This is a genomic window from Candidatus Vallotia laricis, assembly GCF_020541325.1.
GTDB lineage: Bacteria > Pseudomonadota > Gammaproteobacteria > Burkholderiales > Burkholderiaceae > Mycetohabitans > Mycetohabitans laricis.
Window position 1 is genome coordinate 545,898 of record NZ_CP047399.1, and the last position, 20,314, is coordinate 566,211.

The 20,314-nt window shown below is 40.9% G+C and carries 14 protein-coding genes, 1 tRNA gene and 3 pseudogenes; 9 read left to right on the forward strand and 9 right to left on the reverse strand.

Annotated features, from left to right (window positions below; all coding sequences use genetic code 11):
- Complete coding sequence (locus GKR41_RS02115; protein ID WP_226809561.1) at positions 1-531, reverse strand: septation protein A; 531 nt, start codon at positions 529-531, stop codon at positions 1-3.
- A gap of 526 nt (positions 532-1,057) precedes the next feature.
- Positions 1,058-2,068 (reverse strand): CAF17-like 4Fe-4S cluster assembly/insertion protein YgfZ, encoded by a 1,011-nt coding sequence (ygfZ, locus tag GKR41_RS02120; RefSeq protein WP_226809562.1) that lies wholly within the window; start codon positions 2,066-2,068, stop codon positions 1,058-1,060.
- 78 nt (positions 2,069-2,146) lie between these two features.
- Between ygfZ and mltG the strand changes: the two genes are divergently transcribed.
- The 6 genes from mltG to GKR41_RS02150 all read left to right on the forward strand — a co-directional run bounded on the left by mltG (position 2,147) and on the right by GKR41_RS02150 (position 10,443).
- The gene (gene mltG / locus GKR41_RS02125; protein WP_420885642.1) at positions 2,147-3,244 is read left to right on the forward strand and encodes an endolytic transglycosylase MltG; all 1,098 of its coding nucleotides are present in this window, start codon (positions 2,147-2,149) and stop codon (positions 3,242-3,244) included.
- Positions 3,237-3,893 (forward strand): dTMP kinase, encoded by a 657-nt coding sequence (tmk, locus tag GKR41_RS02130; protein ID WP_226809564.1) that lies wholly within the window; start codon positions 3,237-3,239, stop codon positions 3,891-3,893. The genes mltG and tmk overlap by 8 nt, the downstream gene beginning before the upstream one ends.
- Positions 3,894-3,902: 9 nt before the next feature.
- Complete coding sequence (gene holB, locus GKR41_RS02135) at positions 3,903-4,961, forward strand: DNA polymerase III subunit delta' (protein ID WP_226809565.1); 1,059 nt, start codon at positions 3,903-3,905, stop codon at positions 4,959-4,961.
- A 128-nt stretch (positions 4,962-5,089) separates the two neighbouring features.
- Positions 5,090-5,905 carry a TatD family hydrolase gene (locus GKR41_RS02140; RefSeq protein WP_226809566.1) on the forward strand — a complete coding sequence of 272 codons (816 nt, stop codon included), beginning with the start codon at positions 5,090-5,092 and terminating at the stop codon, positions 5,903-5,905.
- A 1,991-nt stretch (positions 5,906-7,896) separates the two neighbouring features.
- The gene (bioB, locus tag GKR41_RS02145; protein ID WP_226809567.1) at positions 7,897-8,958 is read left to right on the forward strand and encodes a biotin synthase BioB; all 1,062 of its coding nucleotides are present in this window, start codon (positions 7,897-7,899) and stop codon (positions 8,956-8,958) included.
- 1,281 nt (positions 8,959-10,239) lie between these two features.
- A complete protein-coding gene (locus tag GKR41_RS02150; RefSeq protein ID WP_216797009.1) occupies positions 10,240-10,443 on the forward strand; it encodes a cold-shock protein in 204 nt (67 codons plus the stop codon).
- Positions 10,444-11,143: 700 nt separating this feature from the next.
- Here GKR41_RS02150 and GKR41_RS02155 read toward each other — a convergent pair.
- Together GKR41_RS02155 and GKR41_RS02160 are read right to left on the reverse strand one after the other, a co-directional pair.
- Complete coding sequence (locus tag GKR41_RS02155; RefSeq protein ID WP_226809568.1) at positions 11,144-11,380, reverse strand: RnfH family protein; 237 nt, start codon at positions 11,378-11,380, stop codon at positions 11,144-11,146.
- A gap of 4 nt (positions 11,381-11,384) precedes the next feature.
- Positions 11,385-11,849 carry a type II toxin-antitoxin system RatA family toxin gene (locus GKR41_RS02160; protein WP_226809569.1) on the reverse strand — a complete coding sequence of 155 codons (465 nt, stop codon included), beginning with the start codon at positions 11,847-11,849 and terminating at the stop codon, positions 11,385-11,387.
- A 131-nt stretch (positions 11,850-11,980) separates the two neighbouring features.
- Between GKR41_RS02160 and smpB the strand changes: the two genes are divergently transcribed.
- The 3 genes from smpB (at position 11,981) to guaA (ending at position 16,317) form a co-directional block, all read left to right on the forward strand.
- The gene (smpB, locus tag GKR41_RS02165) at positions 11,981-12,430 is read left to right on the forward strand and encodes an SsrA-binding protein SmpB (RefSeq protein WP_226809570.1); all 450 of its coding nucleotides are present in this window, start codon (positions 11,981-11,983) and stop codon (positions 12,428-12,430) included.
- 707 nt (positions 12,431-13,137) lie between these two features.
- Entirely contained in the window at positions 13,138-14,607 is a 1,470-nt protein-coding gene (gene guaB, locus GKR41_RS02170; RefSeq protein WP_226809571.1) for an IMP dehydrogenase, read from the forward strand.
- 126 nt (positions 14,608-14,733) lie between these two features.
- Positions 14,734-16,317 carry a glutamine-hydrolyzing GMP synthase gene (gene guaA / locus GKR41_RS02175; RefSeq protein ID WP_226809572.1) on the forward strand — a complete coding sequence of 528 codons (1,584 nt, stop codon included), beginning with the start codon at positions 14,734-14,736 and terminating at the stop codon, positions 16,315-16,317.
- Between the two features lie 160 nt (positions 16,318-16,477).
- Here the strand turns inward: guaA and GKR41_RS02180 are convergent.
- The 5 genes and pseudogenes from GKR41_RS02180 to GKR41_RS04085 form a co-directional block, all read right to left on the reverse strand.
- Positions 16,478-16,567: transfer RNA gene (locus GKR41_RS02180), tRNA-Ser, on the reverse strand.
- A gap of 170 nt (positions 16,568-16,737) precedes the next feature.
- Positions 16,738-17,821 (reverse strand): annotated as a pseudogene (locus GKR41_RS04080) (glycosyltransferase family protein).
- A 35-nt stretch (positions 17,822-17,856) separates the two neighbouring features.
- Positions 17,857-18,638, reverse strand: a pseudogene (gene lpxA, locus GKR41_RS02190) (acyl-ACP--UDP-N-acetylglucosamine O-acyltransferase).
- A 41-nt stretch (positions 18,639-18,679) separates the two neighbouring features.
- On the reverse strand, positions 18,680-19,144 hold the full coding sequence (fabZ, locus tag GKR41_RS02195; protein ID WP_226809573.1) for a 3-hydroxyacyl-ACP dehydratase FabZ: 465 nt from the start codon (positions 19,142-19,144) through the stop codon (positions 18,680-18,682).
- Between the two features lie 160 nt (positions 19,145-19,304).
- Positions 19,305-19,735 (reverse strand): annotated as a pseudogene (locus GKR41_RS04085) (UDP-3-O-(3-hydroxymyristoyl)glucosamine N-acyltransferase); the annotation flags it as partial.
- Positions 19,736-20,314: the final 579 nt, after the last annotated feature.

Genomic DNA, 20,314 nt, shown 5'->3' on the forward strand with positions numbered 1-20,314 from the left:
TTATTTTTCCTTTACATGTCTAGCAAGATATAAACTTTGTATAACAATAAACACGAGAATTATTCCGGTTGTACCGAATAACTTAAAATTTACCCAAGTATTGCTAGAAAACCTGTAAGCAACCCAAAGGTTAGCGGTGCCTAGTGCCGCAAAAAAAAGGGACCAGGCAATGTTAAGTTTGCCCCAGAGCAGAGTAGGTAGTTTGATGTGTGTATCTAGAGCTTTCTGAATTAGATTCTTGCGCAACACAAATTGTGAGAACAAAATTGCTACTGATAGTGCCCAGTAGAGTAGAGTTGTCTTCCACTTGATAAACCTATCGTCATGCAGTAGTAGAGTTGTACTACCAAATACAATAATAAGCGCCAAGCTTATCCATAACATTAAATTAACATGCCGATAGCGGAATGCTGACCATATAACCTGGATTAGCACACTGACTATTGCCATAGCAGTAGCTACATATATACTCCAAAATTTAAATGAAATAAAGAAGAGTGGAACTGTTATCAGGTGAAATAGGAGCTTCATAGGTAGTAGGCTCTAACTAAAAGAAACTAACTAGTTTAAACCGAATTATAACGTAGCAAATTTAATGTGGTAATACAGCCTAGCGCACAGACTAGTACCGCATGTCTATAACAGATCTCACGGGCCATCTACTTTATAAAAACTCTATTATAAATAGGCTGAGTATGGTAAATAAAGCATCCTGTATCCGGCAAAAAATCGATAATAGAGACCTTCTTCTAAATCGACACACTCGTGGTTTGTTTATTAAACAAATATACTTTATAAATTAGGATTAATTAGCATATAGACTTAGATAATAAACATATAAATTATATGCAGAATAAAATTATCAAAAATCTTAACAAAAACATAAATTGAGATAGTTATTTAACTTCAGCTAAAATTATCACTTTCTCGATATCATCGTAGTTACTGGCCCAGTAATAGCATAGTCCGTAATTATCGACTAATTCATGCGGAGAACAACTATCAAACTTTAGGTGCAGCTGCTGGGGCATATATATGCTCTTAGCATATATATGCATCAAAATAGTATGTTCTTATCAGTAATATGTAGCGTTGGGCCGTGCGGAGACCCAACATGGATTGAACCAATCCCAAGAGTACTCAGCTGGAGCTGAACCAAGCAATCCATACCCCCATTTGGGGCTGTAGCGCTGTTGACGACTATCCCGCAGGGTTGACTAAGGCTCTCCGAATGGAATACTTCGGCGCCAGTGTATGCATGTGCGGTATGAGCTAACACTGTACGGCGCTTGATAGTGCCGCGATACTGAGAGCGAGCAATAACCTCTTGCCCAGGATAACAGCCCTTGCGAAAGTCTACGCCCCCTATAAGTTCGAAATTAATCATTTGCGGCACGAACTTATTGCTTGTTGCGGCACTCACACGTGGTACGCCTGCTCGGATATCAAGCCAGTCCCATAGTATTGGATCAGCCTGTTGAGATCGATGTATTGAATCTAGTGCAGAAAGCTTTGCTTTAATTTCGCTATTTGGACCAATCCAAAGAAAACGAGAAAGTTTATCCGCATCTGTTACGCGGATTAATTGCTCAGAGAATACGCTAACCATACTATATACCCTGTTGGGCAATAGCTTAAAGCATCGGGATAGCGATGCAGAAACATCACCGGCAAAGCCAACTATAATAAGATTATTAGTAGCATTGATCAACCTCGCCTTCAAACGCAATACAAACATTGACAATCGCTTTTGAAGTGACTCGATCAAATCAGCGGAAGCTAGCATCCGCATTGTATTGCCAACACGCCAAACCAGTAAGGTAGCAAGTAGTCGTCCATTAGGTGAGCAAAATCCAGCTAACCTTACACTACCTTCTTTGAGCGTTTGAATATTATTAGTTAATTGACTATGCAAGAATCTTTCTGCGTCATCGCCGTGTACATCTATCACACCGAATTGATCTAGAATCATATGAGCACCGCGTTCAGCGTGAAGCGCGGTAAAAGCATGAGAGGCATGTCTAGCATTACAATTGCTTGACCCAAGAGATTCATGGAATATATTCATCTTCAACTGCATTGTTAATGCTAACTGTAACGTAAATAAGTAGATATTATCCTAAAGATCCTTTTTAATCTGTTCCGTATGTTTGCGTTTAAGAGAATGCCGTTCGCTATAGCAGCGATTTTAGCGTGCAGCGTTGTTATAGCATGTAGCGCAGTCTGGTATTGGGCTTGTACGCCTATCCAGATCACAACTTTTCCGCTCGATATCATGATCAAGCCGCGTAGTAGCCTACGTAGCATTGCTCTTCAATTGCACCGTAATGGGATTCCAGTCGAGCAGCACTTATTTGTGCTTATGACTCGTATGCTCGGTATGTCTTTACAACTAAAGCCCGGTCACTATGTGTTCTCAACTGAGATTACACCATACGACGTGTTACAGAAACTCAGGAGAGGTAAAGTACATCAATGTATTGTCACAATCATCGAAGGTTGGACTTTTCGTCGTATGCGCGATGAGATTGATTCGCACCCATCATTGCGTCATGACTCCATCACGCTCAGTAATGCGCAATTAATGCGCAAGATTTTGACCGATATCGCACCTACTAATAAATATAAAACAAAAGCGATATTAATATCGAAGAATGCGTGTCAAATGCTTTCGATAAAACATGCATCCTCTAATGAGCCCGAGGGCCTCTTCTTCCCTGATACGTACCTCTTTGAAGAGAATACCAGTGACTTAGAAATTTATCGACGAGCATATCGTCTGATGCATCTGCGCATTCAGCAGGAATGGGTGGGCCGCGCGCTGGGGCTACCTTATATGGGGCCTTACGATGCGCTTACAATGGCCTCGATTATCGAAAAGGAGACTGCTCGCACCCAAGACCGCCCTCTGGTAGCCTCGGTATTTATTAATCGATTACGCCTTTCTATGCCATTGCAAACCGATTCGACTGTGATATACGGGCTCGGTACGTCATATACTGGTCGATTGCGAAAGCAGGACTTGAAGACTGACACTCCATACAATACCTACACGCGCGTTGGACTTCCGCCTACACCGATTTCTCTGCCAGGCAGTGCTGCACTGGAAGCAGCACTGCATGCTGCTTCCAGTGCAGCACTGTACTTCGTAGCACGCGGCGACGGTAGTACCCATTTCTCAAAAACTCTTATAGATCACAATAAAGCTGTAAACAAATATATTAGGGGTCAGCGATATGACTGATATTACAACTAGCTGCCAAAATGGGTCTCCGCCGCGTGGTAAATTTATCACGCTTGAGGGAATTGACGGCGCAGGTAAGACAACCCACCTGTCGTGGTTTTGCGATCGACTATCCGAGCGTGCGGCGCAGCAGGCTGCGCGCGTTATCGTTACCTCCGAGCCAGGTGGAACGCTGCTAGGCGAGATGCTACGAGAAATTCTCCTGCATCAAGAGATGCATTGTGAAACGGAGGCCCTGCTAATGTTTGCAGCGCGCCGAGAACATATTTCTACGCTGATTGAGCCTGCCCTTATTCGTGGTGATTGGGTGCTATCTGATCGCTTTACAGATGCGACATTTGCTTACCAAGGGGGTGGTCTTGGACTGTCGATCGATAGGTTGAAGGTACTTGAACAATGGGTGCAAGGCGAGCTACAACCCGATCATACGGTACTCTTTGATCTGCCGACTGATACTGCTTATGCAAGGCGCAGTGGAGTGCGTTTACCCGATAAGTTCGAGAGTAAATCAAACGCGTTTTTTATGCGTACCCGCGCCGAATACTTACGACGAACCGCACAGGAACCGGAGCGGTTTTCAATTATTAATGCAGCTGGTTTGATTAACGAAGTGCGCGAACAACTCGAAGCTATTCTACTGACTCTTTGATTAATAAAGATGTTATATCCATGGCAATATGATGATTGGAGACGCATCCAGGTGCTACGAGAGCATTGGATTCATGCGCTATTACTGCATGGACAAGCTGGCATTGGCAAGATGAATTTTGCTTGTGAGCTTGCGCAGGGTCTATTGTGCGAACAACCCAGTAACAGCGCACTCGCTTGTAGCGAATGCGCTGCATGCACCTGGTTCCTACAAAGAAACCACCCTGATTTTAGGCTCGTCTGCCCCGAGGTTATGACGACGCAACTAAATACTAATGCTCATAAGAATTCTAATAATAATCGTATAAGCGAGGACACTGCAGGCACGAGTAGTAAGAAATTCAAGTCACTAAGCAAAGAAATTAAAATTGAGCAGGTCAGGGGGCTACTAGATTTCTGCAGTATTAGCCCACATCGTGGCGGGCGGCGCGTAGTTATACTATTTCCAGCTGAAGCACTAAATGTAGTGGCAGCTAATGCACTCCTCAAGACTCTTGAGGAACCACCGTCCGGCGTGTTATTCTTGCTTGTAAGTGCAGACGTAAAACGTTTACCAAAGACTATCGTAAGTCGTTGTAGACAATGGTTCCTGGCCATGCCAAACGCAGCAAGTGCTTTAGATTGGCTCCGTAGCCAGTCTATTAGCAATCCAGCCGTAGCTCTAGCAGAAGCTGGTGGGGCTCCATTAGCAGCATTGACCATTGCTCACGATGGGTATGCGCCTCTTAAGCGGTGTTTATTAGAACAGCTTTCCGCCGGCTTAAACTGCGACCCATTTTCTTGCTGCGAAGCGCTGCAGAAAGCGCCTATGTCATTAGTTCTTGGCTGGCTGCAACGCTGGATCTATGATCTACTAACTATACAGATGAGTGGCGGGGAGCCCCGCTATTTCCCAGCATGCCGGGAAACGCTTAAACATCTTGCACAAAATGCTGAACCCTTTCAGGTTGCTCAGTGTCTAAAGCGGATTACACAACAACGAGCTGCAGAGCAAGATTCGCTAAATAGTCGGCTGGTTTTTGAGGGACTATTTATTTATTATAGAAATATCTTCAGAAGTAAACTATGACTCACTACTCTCTGAATAAATCAAGAGAGTAGCTGCGTGATTGCGCTAATTATGCTCATTGTTGAGAATTGCCTTACCTATAAGCTGTGATAGCATTTCTAATAGCGCGCTGCTGCTGAGGAGCATTTATGTTTATAGACTCACATTGCCATATAAATTTTAATTGCATGATCCAGCATCTAACAGACGTACTTGAACGGATGCGAGTAAATGCGGTAACCCATGCGTTATGCGTAAGCGTCGATCTTGAGACATTTCCATCTGTTTTGGAAATTGCTCATGCGTATCCACATATTTTCGCGTCAGTGGGCGTACATCCGGGTCACGAGCATGCTCGTGACCCGGATGTCAAAGAATTGGTCTCGATAGCACAAGACCCGAAGGTTGTTGCGATTGGCGAAACCGGGTTAGATTATCACTCCTTCAAAGGGCGCCCAGTAACCTCTCTAGAATGGCAGCGAAAACGATTTCGAACGCATATCCAAGCTGCGGTTGTTTCTGGAAAGCCATTGATTATACACATGCGGTCCTCGGCACAGGATACACTGCGAATCATGCGAGAAGAGGGCGCTTCTGCAGTCGGTGGAGTGATGCACTGTTTCGCTGAAACATGGAATATTGCGGAGGCAGCGCTCGCGCAAAATTTTTTTATTTCAATATCGGGCATTGTAACATTTAAGAATGCGATACAACTTCAGGAAATTGCTCGAAAAGTACCGCTAGAACGCTTATTAATTGAAACAGATTCGCCTTATCTAGCGCCAGTACCGCACCGCGGAAAGCTAAACGAACCTGCATACCTCAGCCATATCGGACGTTTTATCGCGTTGCTGCGCAACATAGACGCAGCACATCTTGGATTAGCGACGTCAGATAATTTTTTTAGGCTATTCTGTAAAACAGGCTCCTTAAGCCCCTGTAATTCTGTTCTTAATAGAATATAGCTTATAAAAACTCATTTTATTCATGAATAAGTAAGTTGGTTTTCTAATGTCGCTTATCGTTTATTGCTAAAATTATTCATTCTATTGCTTACAGAAAAACTTCTTGGCTGAGGAAAAGCTCTATAGTATACATATAAAGCATATGACAAAAGAAAGTAATGCCCTAATATAAGCAATCTTTATCTATATAAAAACAACGTATAAGCTACTTTCATAGAAACATAATTTCTCGTTACTCAGATTGTTCTTAGTCTACTAGGGACAATTAATTGTATCCTAAAAAGATTAAAAGTTATGGGCTACCGCGGGAGGAACCGAAGTAACCTATAAAGAATTATAGGGAATACTTGCTGAGATAGCGGTACTGTTAGATATACATGCTTTTGAGCTCGGTCTAGTTCAAAAGATTTATCGAGAACGGAACGCAATAAGTCTGTCAATAAACTTCCAAATATATAGTGACAGTCCAAAGAAATAGGAAAAAAATTGCTTATCTATATTTAAAAACATATTCATACCACCCTTAATAAAACTTTTAACCTAACACCAGATAATATATCTAAATATATTTAACTATTTTTCACTAAAAAATAGTTAAATACTTATATTTTTTTATTCTTACTAAGATATAGGTAACAAAAAATGAATTTTATAAAACTAGTCGAAATATTTAGAATAGTTCTATAATTAGTTTAGTCGAGATTTAGTACGTAAATCTTAGCAATAATCCTATGTACACTCAACTAAAGTAGTTAACCATCCAAAATGGACCATTAGTAATTCTTTTTATTGCTTTCTAATCCGGAAACTGAAAATTAATTTACGCTTATTATACTTATATTATAAGTATAATAAGCGTAAAAATACATTGCACTAGGTATGCATTTGAACCAAATTATAGTAGACTTACTACTAACAATAGTGTTTCGTAACACACAAATATACTTGCCTCTTTTAATGAGATCGAGCTTGAAATTGCAGAAAAAAATTTGCAATCTCTATTTTTTCTAAAGATATTAGAAATGCCGATCAACAACTAGTAAATCTTACAGATTGAATATTTAGGTTTTGATATGCATAAGTCATCGTCAGTAGTGATAATTTAGATGCTAAGCATAGGTTGGATTTTCTGCCTAAATAGATTGCACATTCAAATCCATACGATCTTTGATAGCGATTATTACTAATGACTTCTGAGGTTTGAACCATAATTTTTTTGCATATGCAAAATATTTGAATAGCTATATACTAATGCTTACGGTTTCGATTAGTTATTTAACCGAGGGCGTGTGGAGAGCTGTAAGAGATTATTATAGCATTGTCGTGATAATAGTCTATAGTAATAGCACTATATATGAATATTGCTCCTGGTCGTTATGTTCTAACTAATACTCCTTTTAAATTAAAAACGTCAAAACGTCATACTGATACTTTTATGCTCGAGTTTGCTACTTGATTATTTACAACAGGTGAAGCAAATTATATTGCATAAGACTTAATATTATTAACTTTCAGAAAACAAATAACGTCCGGTATTTGTTCTATGAGAAACTTAGAATCTAGCTAGGCACTGAGTGAGAGCTCATCTCACTCGATATATTATCATGTAGAGTCTATTCGAACACAGCTTATTATAGCCTATGTGAATTTGCTCTCGCGAGCCCTGATTGACATCACAGTAGTCTATTGCGTAGACATAAAATTCTATCTTATTATTCTGCATCATAAGGATAAAGCTATAAATTCTTAGGTAAATCTTCTGGCTTGTATTGAAAGTGGCTCGATTTCTCTTTTCGGGAATAAGTAGATTAATATTACTTCTGTTATAGTAGAGAAAATGATTCTAAATTTGACCTTAAAAGTCAATAAATTATCTATAAACCAACTAGGTAGTTGAGGCCAGCTCGGCCGTGGTTAGCCAGTGGCATGTCATATCTATTGTAGCCGCCAGACCGTTCCCCCCCCCTCACATTCGCATAGGAGTATCTAATATGTCGATTAGGACAATAGAATTGTCGGCTCATTCCTCCAGTTTGTCTGGCGACGACGCAGCTCCAGTCCGACACGACTGGACGCGCGAGCAAATTGCGATACTGTTTAATTTGCCATTTGATGACCTACTATACCGCGCACATACCGTACAGCGCTGCTATCATGCGGGTCGTGGTTTACAAATTTCACAATTGTTAGCTATTAAGACAGGTGGATGCCCGGAGGACTGCGGCTATTGCAGTCAATCAGTCCATGCTGATACCGATTTAAAGGCAAATGCATTGATGAGTATAGATGCTGTTCTAGAGGCTGCTGCCCATGCAAAATCTACTGGCGTACAGCGCTTTTGCATGGGCGCCGCATGGCGAAGTCCCCGAGAGCGAGATCTGGAGCGAGTTTGCAGTATGGTAGAGGGCGTAAAAGCGATTGGTTTGGAGACCTGTGTAACACTTGGTATGTTAACAGCCACACAAGCGCAACGTCTAGCTGATGTGGGCCTAGATTATTATAATCACAATATCGATACTAGTCCTGAGTACTATTCGTCGTTGATTACAACGCGTACGCTACAGGATCGGCTTGATACGCTCGAGCATGTGCGCAATGCGGGCCTAAAAGTTTGCTGTGGCGGTATCGTCGGCATGGGGGAATCTCGTGATGATCGAGTTGGCATGTTACAGACATTAGCTAATTTGCCAGAACACCCAGAGTCTGTGCCAGTCAACTCCCTCATTCGTGTCGAGGGCGCGCGAGTAGCGCATGAGAGCGATTTAGATGTATTAGAGTTTGTTCGTACAATATCGGTAGCCCGAATTATAATGCCCATGTCTGTAATACGACTCTCCGCGGGACGCGAGCATATGAGCGATGAACTTCAAGCGCTATGCATGTTTGCTGGCGCTGGATCGGTGTTTATCGGTGAAAAATTATTAACTGCGCCCAATCCTACTCCAGATCAAGACCGTGAGCTGATCAATCGGCTTGGTGCGACGGGTCGTGAGTCATCTCCTATTCAATGGGTTTCTAAGTCACAGGAATACGCCTCAAGAACACTGACATAATATGAATATCTTGGAGTGTAGCCGCACTAACACTTCAATGATCGTTTGTGTGATACAGACGCACCTCTAGTAATCTAGTAATATAGAGTCATCCTGTGTACGATACGATTCTGCTCCCCCCCCCCAGCTCAGAATCGTATCGTACACAGGATGACTCTAAAAATCTATTTCGGCGTAGCTTTATTAACAATTTCAGCGCAGAATTGAATTCTAATAAAAATATCCTCTAATTATTGAACTGTGTGCATCTAAATATAATTTTTTCATTAAACTAATTTAGTGGTTCTATAATGTCACGTTGTCTTTCAGAAGATTTTATTTTACTACGCATCCTTGCATAGTAGATGCCACCAAATGTATCATTTTCCGATCTAAAAATCCGTGATTATCTGTTTATTGCATAAGCTATACAATCTCAGTAATTCATTTTCGATTAAAAGCAAAAAACTTTCACATAGTGCTCATCGAATGACTAATAACTAACATCTTGTTTATATAAATATCGTTATTAATTACACCTAATTACTACCGCCGAACTTTCTCCTCACAAATTTTAGACGCCATGATATGGGATTAAAAATTTTTTGGAATCTCAGTAGAATTCTGAGAGATCTTATCATCAATTAGATGTTTTAATAAATATTTAAACTTATAGAGATAGAGCATAGAGCGAATGTATGCAACGCATCCTCCCGTAAATCGTGGATTATTCATTAAATGTGTTCAGTTATAATAGTAAACACATTTTACGATACGTATCAGATACATATTGCGAAGCTACAAAATATTGTAGCCTATACTATAGAGATTACAGTTTGGCAAAGATTAATATCTATTTAGTAGATTATTTACTAATCTATCATAAATTAGAAAACCGTTCTGCTCAGAATAAGAGGTTGCGCGTTTTTCTAGTGCTGGTATTTAATCTGTAGTAGAGCTGCTTCGCAGTGTTTTTCATCTTGTTTAACCAATGCGAAGAAAAATTTTATCTATCTAGTACTAACTAGTAGTTAGCTCTTAATATCTTTTAATACTATGGCATATTTTCACTGCACTATTTAAGCTCTTATTAAGGAGAGTTTGTATGAAGTACAATCACGAATAAAAACATTTGACCCTATCAGATATATCGCATATAGTAGATAAATGGAGTTTTCAAGATGTCTGATTGCTGTTCATCATCTGTCCGCGACCCACGCAGTACGCTCGTTGTCCTCTCCCTCTTGATTGCTTCCGTACTGCCGCATTAAGCGGGAAATATTTTTTTTGATGGATTCGTTTATGGATACTGGTATCGTTAAGTGGTTCAACGACAGCAAGGGTTTTGGTTTTATCACGCCTGATTCAGGTGGAGAAGATCTCTTCGCGCATTTCTCCGAAATTACCGAAGAAGGATTTAAGACGCTAGTTGAGAATCAGCGCGTTAGCTATCAAGTTAAGCGCGGCCCTAAAGGATTACAAGCTGCAAATATTAAGCCACTGTAAGCCCTTGTTATTCATTCGAACGAATATGTTTGAACGAAAAACATTTATTACGTATGCGAGATAAAGATGTAATTTACAAAGCGCTAAATAATAAAATAAGGCGACATTTAGATGTCGCCTTATTCGTAACATATCAAATACTAATTCTTGATTTTTAAGTGATTTACATACATATAGCACCCAATATATAGATTACATAAAATAAAAATACTATTAATAATGTCTGCTGGACATTGGCCGTATTTTGTATGTAGAATTACAATTCTTCCGAGAATACTGAGAATTATGTTCTAGTTAATTTTTAATTCAAGTTAAGCCTCAGAAGACGGTACGTATACTTAATAATACAAACTTCTGTTTATCGATAAAAATTACCGATATATTCAGCGGAGATGATACGCTAGAGCACGTAATAACAGACATTTAAGAAACTTTAGTTAGAGCAATTAAAAAACACTAGATTGCGTTTCATCATCTCTGGGCTGATGAGAACACGGTTCTACGGAAAATGCTAGATGCTAAATGCAGCTGTTCCACTAAAATCGAGCCTAGATTTAATAAACTTTAAAAAATATAATGCACATTGTTTTATTATCTTATAAGCATATCTATTCAATAGTAGCTTGAAAAACCGCAATAACAGGAAAAATATCCTTGTTTAGGATACTATTTTAGTACTTTGAGTCTTCTCGTACAGATTTTAATCAACTATCAAGGACCGATAGATCTCAACGCGATCACCACTTTCAAGCACTGAATTTAGTGGACGTATACGTCCGAATACGCCAACACGCTGCTGAACTAAATTGATCTGTGGATGTATTACAGAAATTTTACTGACCAAGATGGCAGAATACAGGGTCGCACCGACTGGAAGTCGTAAGGCAATGAGTGTTTGGATGCTTGGGGGTGCATAACAAACTTGTACCTCGAGCATAGCTCTAGCTTTGCAGCCTAACGCTTCTGTATCTATGTTTTCCATATCGTTCTTCTGCGCGTTTAATAAACGACTCGACGAGTGTATTTGAAATGTGATCGAACATAGGTCCGATTAGTTGCTCTAAAAAGATATTAGAAAAAATATACTGTAATGAAAACTCAATTTTGCATGCATTGTCTTGTACCCGTATAAAGCTCCAAGAGCCAGTGAATCGCCTGAAAGGTCCTTCCTTAAACTCTATATCAATTTTCTCTGGACGCTCTTGCTTATTATATGTAGTGAAATGTTGCCGAATGCCCTTAAAGCAGATATTGATTTGCGCTTCCATGCTTGTTTTATCTTGATGCTTAATTTCGACACCGCTGCACCAAGGTAAAAAATTTGGATAATCAGTGACGTCAGTAACAAGATCGAACATAAGTTCAGGAGAATAATGAATTAAAACAGTTTTCTGGACTTCTGCCATAAAAAAAATTAATGCGCCGTAGTATACACGTGTTTTAGAAATTAAAAAGAGAGTTGTGAGCGAGACTTACACTACTAGCACTAGGTAGTTTTGCTAAAATTGTAATTTTTCTGAATTGGTCAAACTTATTAATGAGAATTATCAGCAATAAGAAGGCGCTCTTCGATTATTTTATAGAAGAACGCTATGAGGCGGGGCTTGTTCTTGAGGGCTGGGAGGTTAAAGCGCTACGAGCGCGGCGTGGTCATATTAAAGAGGGTTATGTTGTCATACGTAATGGAGAATTATTTCTTATTGGCTCACATATTAGTCCATTGCATACCGCTTCGACGCACTTATATGCAGACCCCGTACGAACTCGAAAGTTGCTCCTTAAGACTAGTGAAATTCGAAAATTAATTGGCAAGGTTGAGCAACGCGGTTACACACTAATACCTCTCAACTTTTACCATAAAAATAGGCGAGTAAAGTGCGAGATTGGTTTAGCTCGAGGTAAAAAAATGCATGATAAACGTGAAACTGAAAAAAAACGAGATTGGGAACGCGAAAAAGCACAGCTTCTGAAACATACTACGAGATAGTAGAAAAAGCCCCCTTCGATTAACTAGAAACGATAGTCGGTTATATTATATGTTCTGTTAAAATCTAACATAGATGTATGCCTAGCTATTATTGAACTAAAGTTTCGCCGTATGTAATTTTTGGTTTTCCAGAATGAGACTATTTAATCATATTAAATGCATTGTTAAATATATACACTTAAGTGCTAGCAGGTAATTAAATACATATTAAGATTATCTCAAACGTATATGTGAATTGCTAATCAGCTATAATTGAAATTATAGTATACCTTTTAATAAATACTACTAGTAGTTGATTATGCACTTTAATACCAGCGTTACTGGCAGTATATTTCGAATGAGGGTAGAATTTAAAGATCAGCTAACTCTTACAACGGCAAAAAAAGTTTAGAAAAAAATATAGGTTGTAAGTATAAGAGTATTATTATTTCTGATAGAAAGTTAAGTGATATACAACTCTAAATTTTATTTCTGACTTTTTATCATCGTTACTAACATAGAACAGCGCCGAGTTCTATGCATTTTCTATATCGTATCCTAGCCGTGTTTGCATCGCAAAATCTATTTATGATACCTATTAAATTTTAATATTAGTACAATGTCAGTGTTAGCACTAAATTATAATAAGACTTTATAACTAGCTATTCTCTCAGTGAGAATCCGGTAGACTATCGGTATAATCCGCTTTTGTACCTATAGGATTTTTCATGCGTCTGATTAAAAAGGCACTTACATTCGATGACGTGCTCCTCGTGCCGGCGTACTCAAATGTACTACCGAATGATACCACCCTCAAAACTAGTTTGACTCGAAATATCTCATTGAATATACCGCTGATTTCGGCAGCAATGGACACAGTATCCGAGGGGCGGCTTGCGATTGCCATGGCCCAGCAAGGTGGAATAGGAATAGTGCATAAAAACTTAACGCCCGTCGAACAGGCACGTGAAGTGGCAAAAGTTAAGCGCTTCGAGTCCGGAGTATTGCGGGATCCAATTACTGTGCCACCTGATATGAAAGTGCATAACGTCATTTCGCTGTCACGACAGCATGGCATTTCGGGCTTTCCAGTCCTCGATGGTACACAACTTATTGGAATTGTAACAAACCGTGATCTTCGCTTTGAGGGGCGTTTGGATGAGCCGGTTCGGACAATTATGACACCGCGGGAAAGGCTAATTACCGTTATAGAAGGAACGGAGCTCGCACAAGCTAAAGCGTTAATGCACCGTCATCGACTAGAGCGTGTGCTGGTTATTAATAATGTATTCGAGCTGCGAGGATTAATAACGGTTAAAGATATCACAAAGGCAACAGAACATCCGAATGCTTGTAAAGACGAGCAAGGAAAGCTACGTGTTGGTGCGGCTATTAGCGTCGGTCTAAAAAACGTAGAGCGCGTCGAAACACTAGCGGCAGCAGGTGTCGATGTAATCGTTGTTGACACGGCTCATGGGCATAGTCAAGGTGTTCTAGAGCAGGTACGATGGGTCAAGCAGAATTTTCCCTATATCGATGTAATTGGCGGCAATATTGCAACTGACGAAGCAGCTAAAGCACTAGTCGAGTACGGTGCCGACGCTGTAAAAGTTGGTATTGGTCCGGGTTCGATCTGCACAACTCGGATTATTTCAGGTGTTGGGGTGCCTCAAATTACTGCAATCGCAAACGTTGCTGATGCATTACGGGGTAGTGGAGTGCCGGTGATTGCCGATGGGGGTGTGCGTTACTCCGGAGATGTATCAAAAGTATTAGCCGCCGGTGCCGATGCTGTAATGATGGGTAGTATGCTAGCCGGTACTGAGGAATCACCCGGTGACGTGTTCTTGTTTCAAGGACGTCAATATAAATTGTATCGCGGTATGGGGTCAGTTGGTGCTATGCAAGATGGAGCTGCAGATCGCTACTTTCAAGAAAACAATGCCATGAATGCTGATAAACTAGTGCCCGAAGGAATTGAGGGTCGGGTTGCATACAAAGGTAGTGTAAATGCAATCCTGTTCCAATTAATTGGCGGCGTACGAGCTAGCATGGGCTACTGCGGTTGCCGAACTATTCAGGAGTTGCATGAGAAAGCCGTGTTCGTCGAGATTACAGCGGCCGGAATACGAGAATCTCATGTACATCACGTGCAAATTACAAAGGAAGCACCAAACTACCATGTTGATGAAGCATAATAACTAATAAAAAGTTTTATTTTTGCCTCGGCATTATGAATAATAAACAGAATATTACTATATTCTATATAGAAAGTATAGATTGTTTAAAATCTGGATTGATTCTACTGAGAATTGCCCATTGCTATGCATGACAAGATTCTAATTCTCGACTTTGGCTCTCAATTTACACAATTAATTGCCCGCCGTGTACGTGAGGCACATGTATATGCTGAGGTTTATCCCTATGATGTAGATGATGCATTTATCCGAGAATTTAAAGCGAATGGCGTAATCTTGTCCGGCGGACCAAATTCAGTTACCAACGTAGATATCCCATCCGTTCCTGGAGCTGTATTCCATCTAGGTGTGCCGGTACTGGGTATTTGTTACGGCATGCAGGCGATGGCTTTACAGCTTGGCGGTAAAGTTGAGTGCTCTCATATACGAGAGTTCGGCTATGCCGAGGTACATATATACAATAATACGAAGCTACTAAAAGGGCTCGAAGATTTTAAAACGCCGTCTGGGCACAGTATACAGAAAGTATGGATGAGTCACGGTGACAAGGTGGTCGTGATGCCCCGCGGCTTTAAGCTAATAGCATCAAGCGAGTCGTGCCTAATTGCGGGGATAGCTGATGAGAATCGCCAGCTTTATGGGTTACAGTGGCATCCAGAGGTCACACATACAACCAGGGGTCGAGACATACTAAACCGGTTCGTGCTCGAGTTATGTAAAGCAAAGCCAGATTGGGAGATAGGGCATTATATTACTGAGGCAGTAGAGGGGATACGCAACCAAGTTGGTAGGGAGCAAGTGATTCTTGGATTATCTGGTGGCGTTGATTCATCAGTGACGGCAGCACTACTGCACCGCGCAATCGGAGACCAATTGACCTGTGTATTCGTAGACCATGGTTTATTGCGGCTTAACGAGACTGAGCAGGTCATAGAGACGTTTAGCCAGCATCTCGGGCTAAAAGTAATGCATATCGACGCTAGTGATATATTTATGAGTAAGCTAACTGGCGTGACCGATCCGGAACATAAGCGCAAGATTATCGGCTCAGAATTTATTAGGGTATTTCAAAGAGAAGCTAAAAAGCTGAGGAATACACGGTGGTTTGCACAAGGAACAATTTATTCAGATGTAATCGAATCCGCTGGAAAATATAATAAAAGCACGCATACTATCAAGAGCCACCATAATGTTGGTGGATTACCGGAAACACTAAACCTAAAACTACTTGAACCACTACGTAAGTTGTTTAAAGATGAGGTGCGTGCACTTGGCATCAAGCTCAACTTGCCACCATCAATTATATGTCGACACCCATTCCCTGGGCCAGGTTTAGGGGTGCGTATTATTGGGGAAGTCAGGCGAGAATTTGTAGATTTGCTACGAAAAGCAGATGCGATTTTCATCGAAACGCTTCATACAACGATTGATCCGGATAGCGGAAAATCGTGGTATGAGCTGACTAGCCAAGCATTTGCGGTCTTTATACCAGTACGTAGCGTTGGTGTGATGGGAGATCGCCGAACGTACGACTACGTTATTGCCCTACGGGCAGTGCAGACCCTGGATTTTATGAGTGCGCATTGGGTACATTTACCACACAAACTACTTATGTGTGTATCGAATCGCATCATTAACGAAGTACAAGGCATTAATCGTGTTGTATATGACATTTCAGGTAAGCCACCAGCAACAATTGAATGGGAGTGATGTGGTACATAAAGCTACATTTAAATTATGTGACGTGTTATTTATAAGCATTACGCTTTTTATAAGCGAATTTAATTTCTCAATAGCTTAAACATATATAAGTATTAATATGTCAAGACATAACATTGACATATTAAAGAGTTTAATAGATATGCGTCTTTGGCGGAGAGAAAGGGATTCGAACCCTCGATAGGTATTAACCTATACACGCTTTCCAGGCGTGCGACTTCAACCACTCATCCATCTCTCCAATTAAATACACTCTACTAAATTAAATTAGTAGTGTCAACTAAACATATAAGAAGCGAAGTATATATTTTTTATATAATCACTATTATTATAATTTTATACTTAATAAAGGAGTTACATGCGCTGTAAATATTTATAGGCACTATAACCTAGTATAACGCATATAATTTACTAGTTATTAGACTTCTTCTTTGATATGCCAGTGCTAATGACATCGACGATTTCTTCCGAGAAACGTGCTGCTGTGTTATTGCATAATTTTTCATGTATTTCGGTAAATAGTTCGGCTAGCGTACGTTTTTCATTATTTGGCTGAAGTAGCATAGCATCAACAAGCGCTTCTGAAGTTGTAAGGTGCTGTAAATCTCCGGTACAACAAACCGTCCAGCAAGGACATTCGGTAAACCGACGTACGGAATATAACCTCGTCGCAGCATTCACTGCTCAGTTAGCCATAGCACTCTTTATAAGAAATCACCATAGGCTTTTAGCGGCGCAGCCTCTATGACGCGGTGCTGCTCTTAACCAGCACCGCGTCATCTACCATCATACTAACTGCGCATTACTTTTAGTCAGTGTCGGGGGCAGTTTCACGAGTAGCGATCTGCAAGCGGCTGTAACATCGCACGGATAAATCATTGGCACAGGTATAACAAAGCGTAATGACAGCTCACGTTTATGCAGTATTGTACCGATCTACTTGATCTCATGGCGATTGCCCGATAACACTGCAACGAGAGGTTTTCTTCTGGAAAGTCACTCTTACGTCTCGCGTTTAGACGGTCTAGCTGCCATTGGAAGCTCATCAGCTACGGGTGTTTCCCACATAAGTGTAGGAAATCCCAACCTTATTTAAAATCGCTGTTGCAAACAGGAATATGCAGAGCATATAAGCTACTGCTTTAACTATTTTCTTGATGCACTCTCCTTACTATACTCAAATTTCCCTATAAAAAAGTGTGTCGTTGAAATACTTGCATACTGCAGCTCTTGCTTAAGAGACAGGTTAAAATCCGGCGCACCGACTCTAATAAATGCGCTTGGTGGTGCAATTCATAGCAGTCTCTTTAACTTACGGATGCACAGAATTTCTGTAATGTGGTTTATTATTTCAATATACCCTTGTACTGATAACTTATCCATTGACCAGTTCCGGACCGCTTATGCCATAGTATGGTATATCTATTGGCAGACGACTAGCGAGCTCAGAAAGTAATAATGCTGCTAAATAATCGCCAAACGCCTCACCTACCACTGTCGCTAGTTTTAAGGGGAATAACGATTAATGCATTATCGAATAATGCCACGATAAGCGATTTCGATAAATCTTAAGAAGATTATGACTGGCGCATCACCCCCCCCTCCACTAGCTAACTCACGCAACTGCGATTTAGACTCGTCTAATAATAGGATATCTTTATAAAGAGTTCGGTATGCAGTCCGCAGCGCAGAAATAGTATTGGTAGTAAAATCGCGACGGCGAAGCCCTTCGATATTAACACCGTGCAGTATGCCTTTCACTAGCCGCAATCATATACGGAGGCAAATCTTGAACTAATGCTTACGCTCTACTAAGAAGCACATGCTTTCCTGTGCATACAAACTAATGAACTCCAGACATGCCACCAAGAATGGCCTAATCACTAACATTGACGTATCCAGCAATCTGCGCATTACTCGAAAACACCGTGTGGTTGCCGACTTGACAATCATGAGCAATATGCACGTACGCTATGATCCAGTTATCATCTAAAATATGTGTTTAGACATTGTCCTATGTAGCACTAGTATGAATTGTCGTAAATTCGCGAATTATATTGCGACGTCTTATCTCAAGCTAAATCAAGTTCTCTCGTAGACTTTATGTCTTGCGGAGCACTACTAATCGCATTGAGTGACCAATACGATTATTATCTCTGATCGTCGTATGCCCCTCGATAACTGTATGCGAACCGACCGTCGTATACGCACTAATGCGTACATTATCCCTAATAACTGCGTAAGTTCAATCCGAACGGCGTCATCTAAACTCAGCCCGCTTCGATCCTCGGGGCGGAATGAATATAAGTTATTCTCGCCACTACTTCGTTTGACGTTTCGAGAACGCTTGCACTCAGAAGGCAGAATTTATCCGTTTAATTGTACACATTAAGTCAGCCTCAACCGCTACTGCTCCATCCACTTCTGCGCGTCCCTTAAATTTCCAGATACCCCGCATGCAGCGCTCGTATGAAATATGTAAGATTAGTTGATCGCCTGGCTCAACAACGCGTTTGAATCGCGCGTTATCAATACCAACAAAATAATATAGCGTCTTATCTAAATCATATTCTCTCTCAGAAAACGTCAGTAACCCAGCGGTCTGCGCCAGTGCCTCCAGGATAAGCACACCTGGCATTACGGGCCGTATTGGGAAATGACCCGTGAAATATGGTTCATTGAACGTTACATTCTTTAATGCCTTGATCCGCTTATGTGGTTCAAGTTCTAACACGCGATCAACAAGCAAAATCGGATAGCGATGCGGAAGCATGGTAAGAATCTTATGGATATCTAGGTTTATTATTTTAATGCTCATCGTATTTGCACGACTGAATCGCACGTTGCATAAATATTATGACTATTCACCTATGTCACCGAGAGAAACACATGGTTTACTGCGAGCGCAGCTTCTACTGTCCTAATCAGTGCGTACACAGCTGACTAATATTACGCAGTAACGCTGCGCTTCCATTCTAGTCCTTATGAGGGATAGTAGGAAAGCGCTCGTATAGAGACAAGACCTAAGCAGCGATTTAGACACCCTAGATTTTGCGGTCACTATTATATGATCGACTAGTGTGATATAGCTAGCAATGACAACTGCGCCTCCGATCATGCAGTGCCGAACACTCATCGTGCTGCTAGCGATATCTGCGCAACCTACAATTACCGTGTAAGCCTCAATCTGGCAGTTATGCCAAATCTGTACTAAGTTGTCGATTTTTATTCCCCGTTCGATAACCGTATCGGTCATTGTTCCACGATTAATTGTTATGTTCTCCCCGATTTCTACGTCTGGACCAATTTTTACTATACTTACCTACGGTATCTTCACCCATTTTTTAGTTTGTTCATTACCGTTTCTAACGAAGTCAGGCGCAAAGCCAAAGCCGTCAGAACCAATCACTACGCCTGAATGCACAATCACGTGCTCGTCGAGTTGACAGCTATGGTATATATTCACTTTTGAAACGTGTGAATTATTACCAATAACCGCACGTGACCAATAAACACATGCGCATCGATACGTACAGACTTGCCGACTACCGAATCTGTTGTGATTGTAACGTGTGGACTGATAATTACGCTATCCTACTACTTTTGCGGTAGGGTCTACTGCCGCGCTAAGATGAATACCCATACTCTAATTAGAGTAGAGCTGCCGCTGCCGAAAACTGTTGTGCGACGTGTGCAAAATAAGCATACGGATTTAGGGTCACGACGAAAGTCAGCTTAAGAGATTTGCCGATCATCTTATGCTCCGCCCGGATCTTATCTAGATTTAGCTAGCTTATTAATACCGCTGTTGCAAGCGTTGAATTGACATGCGATAAATACTTTTAAATTCGCAACAAAAAGCAATCTTCCTGGCTTTGCGCTCTCTAGAGACGCGCAGCCTGCAACTACGCTACTAGCATCAAACTACCATGCAGCCTAAAGCTATATCAGCTGAGTTAGAGTTATAGATGTGTGTAATGGTGGGATT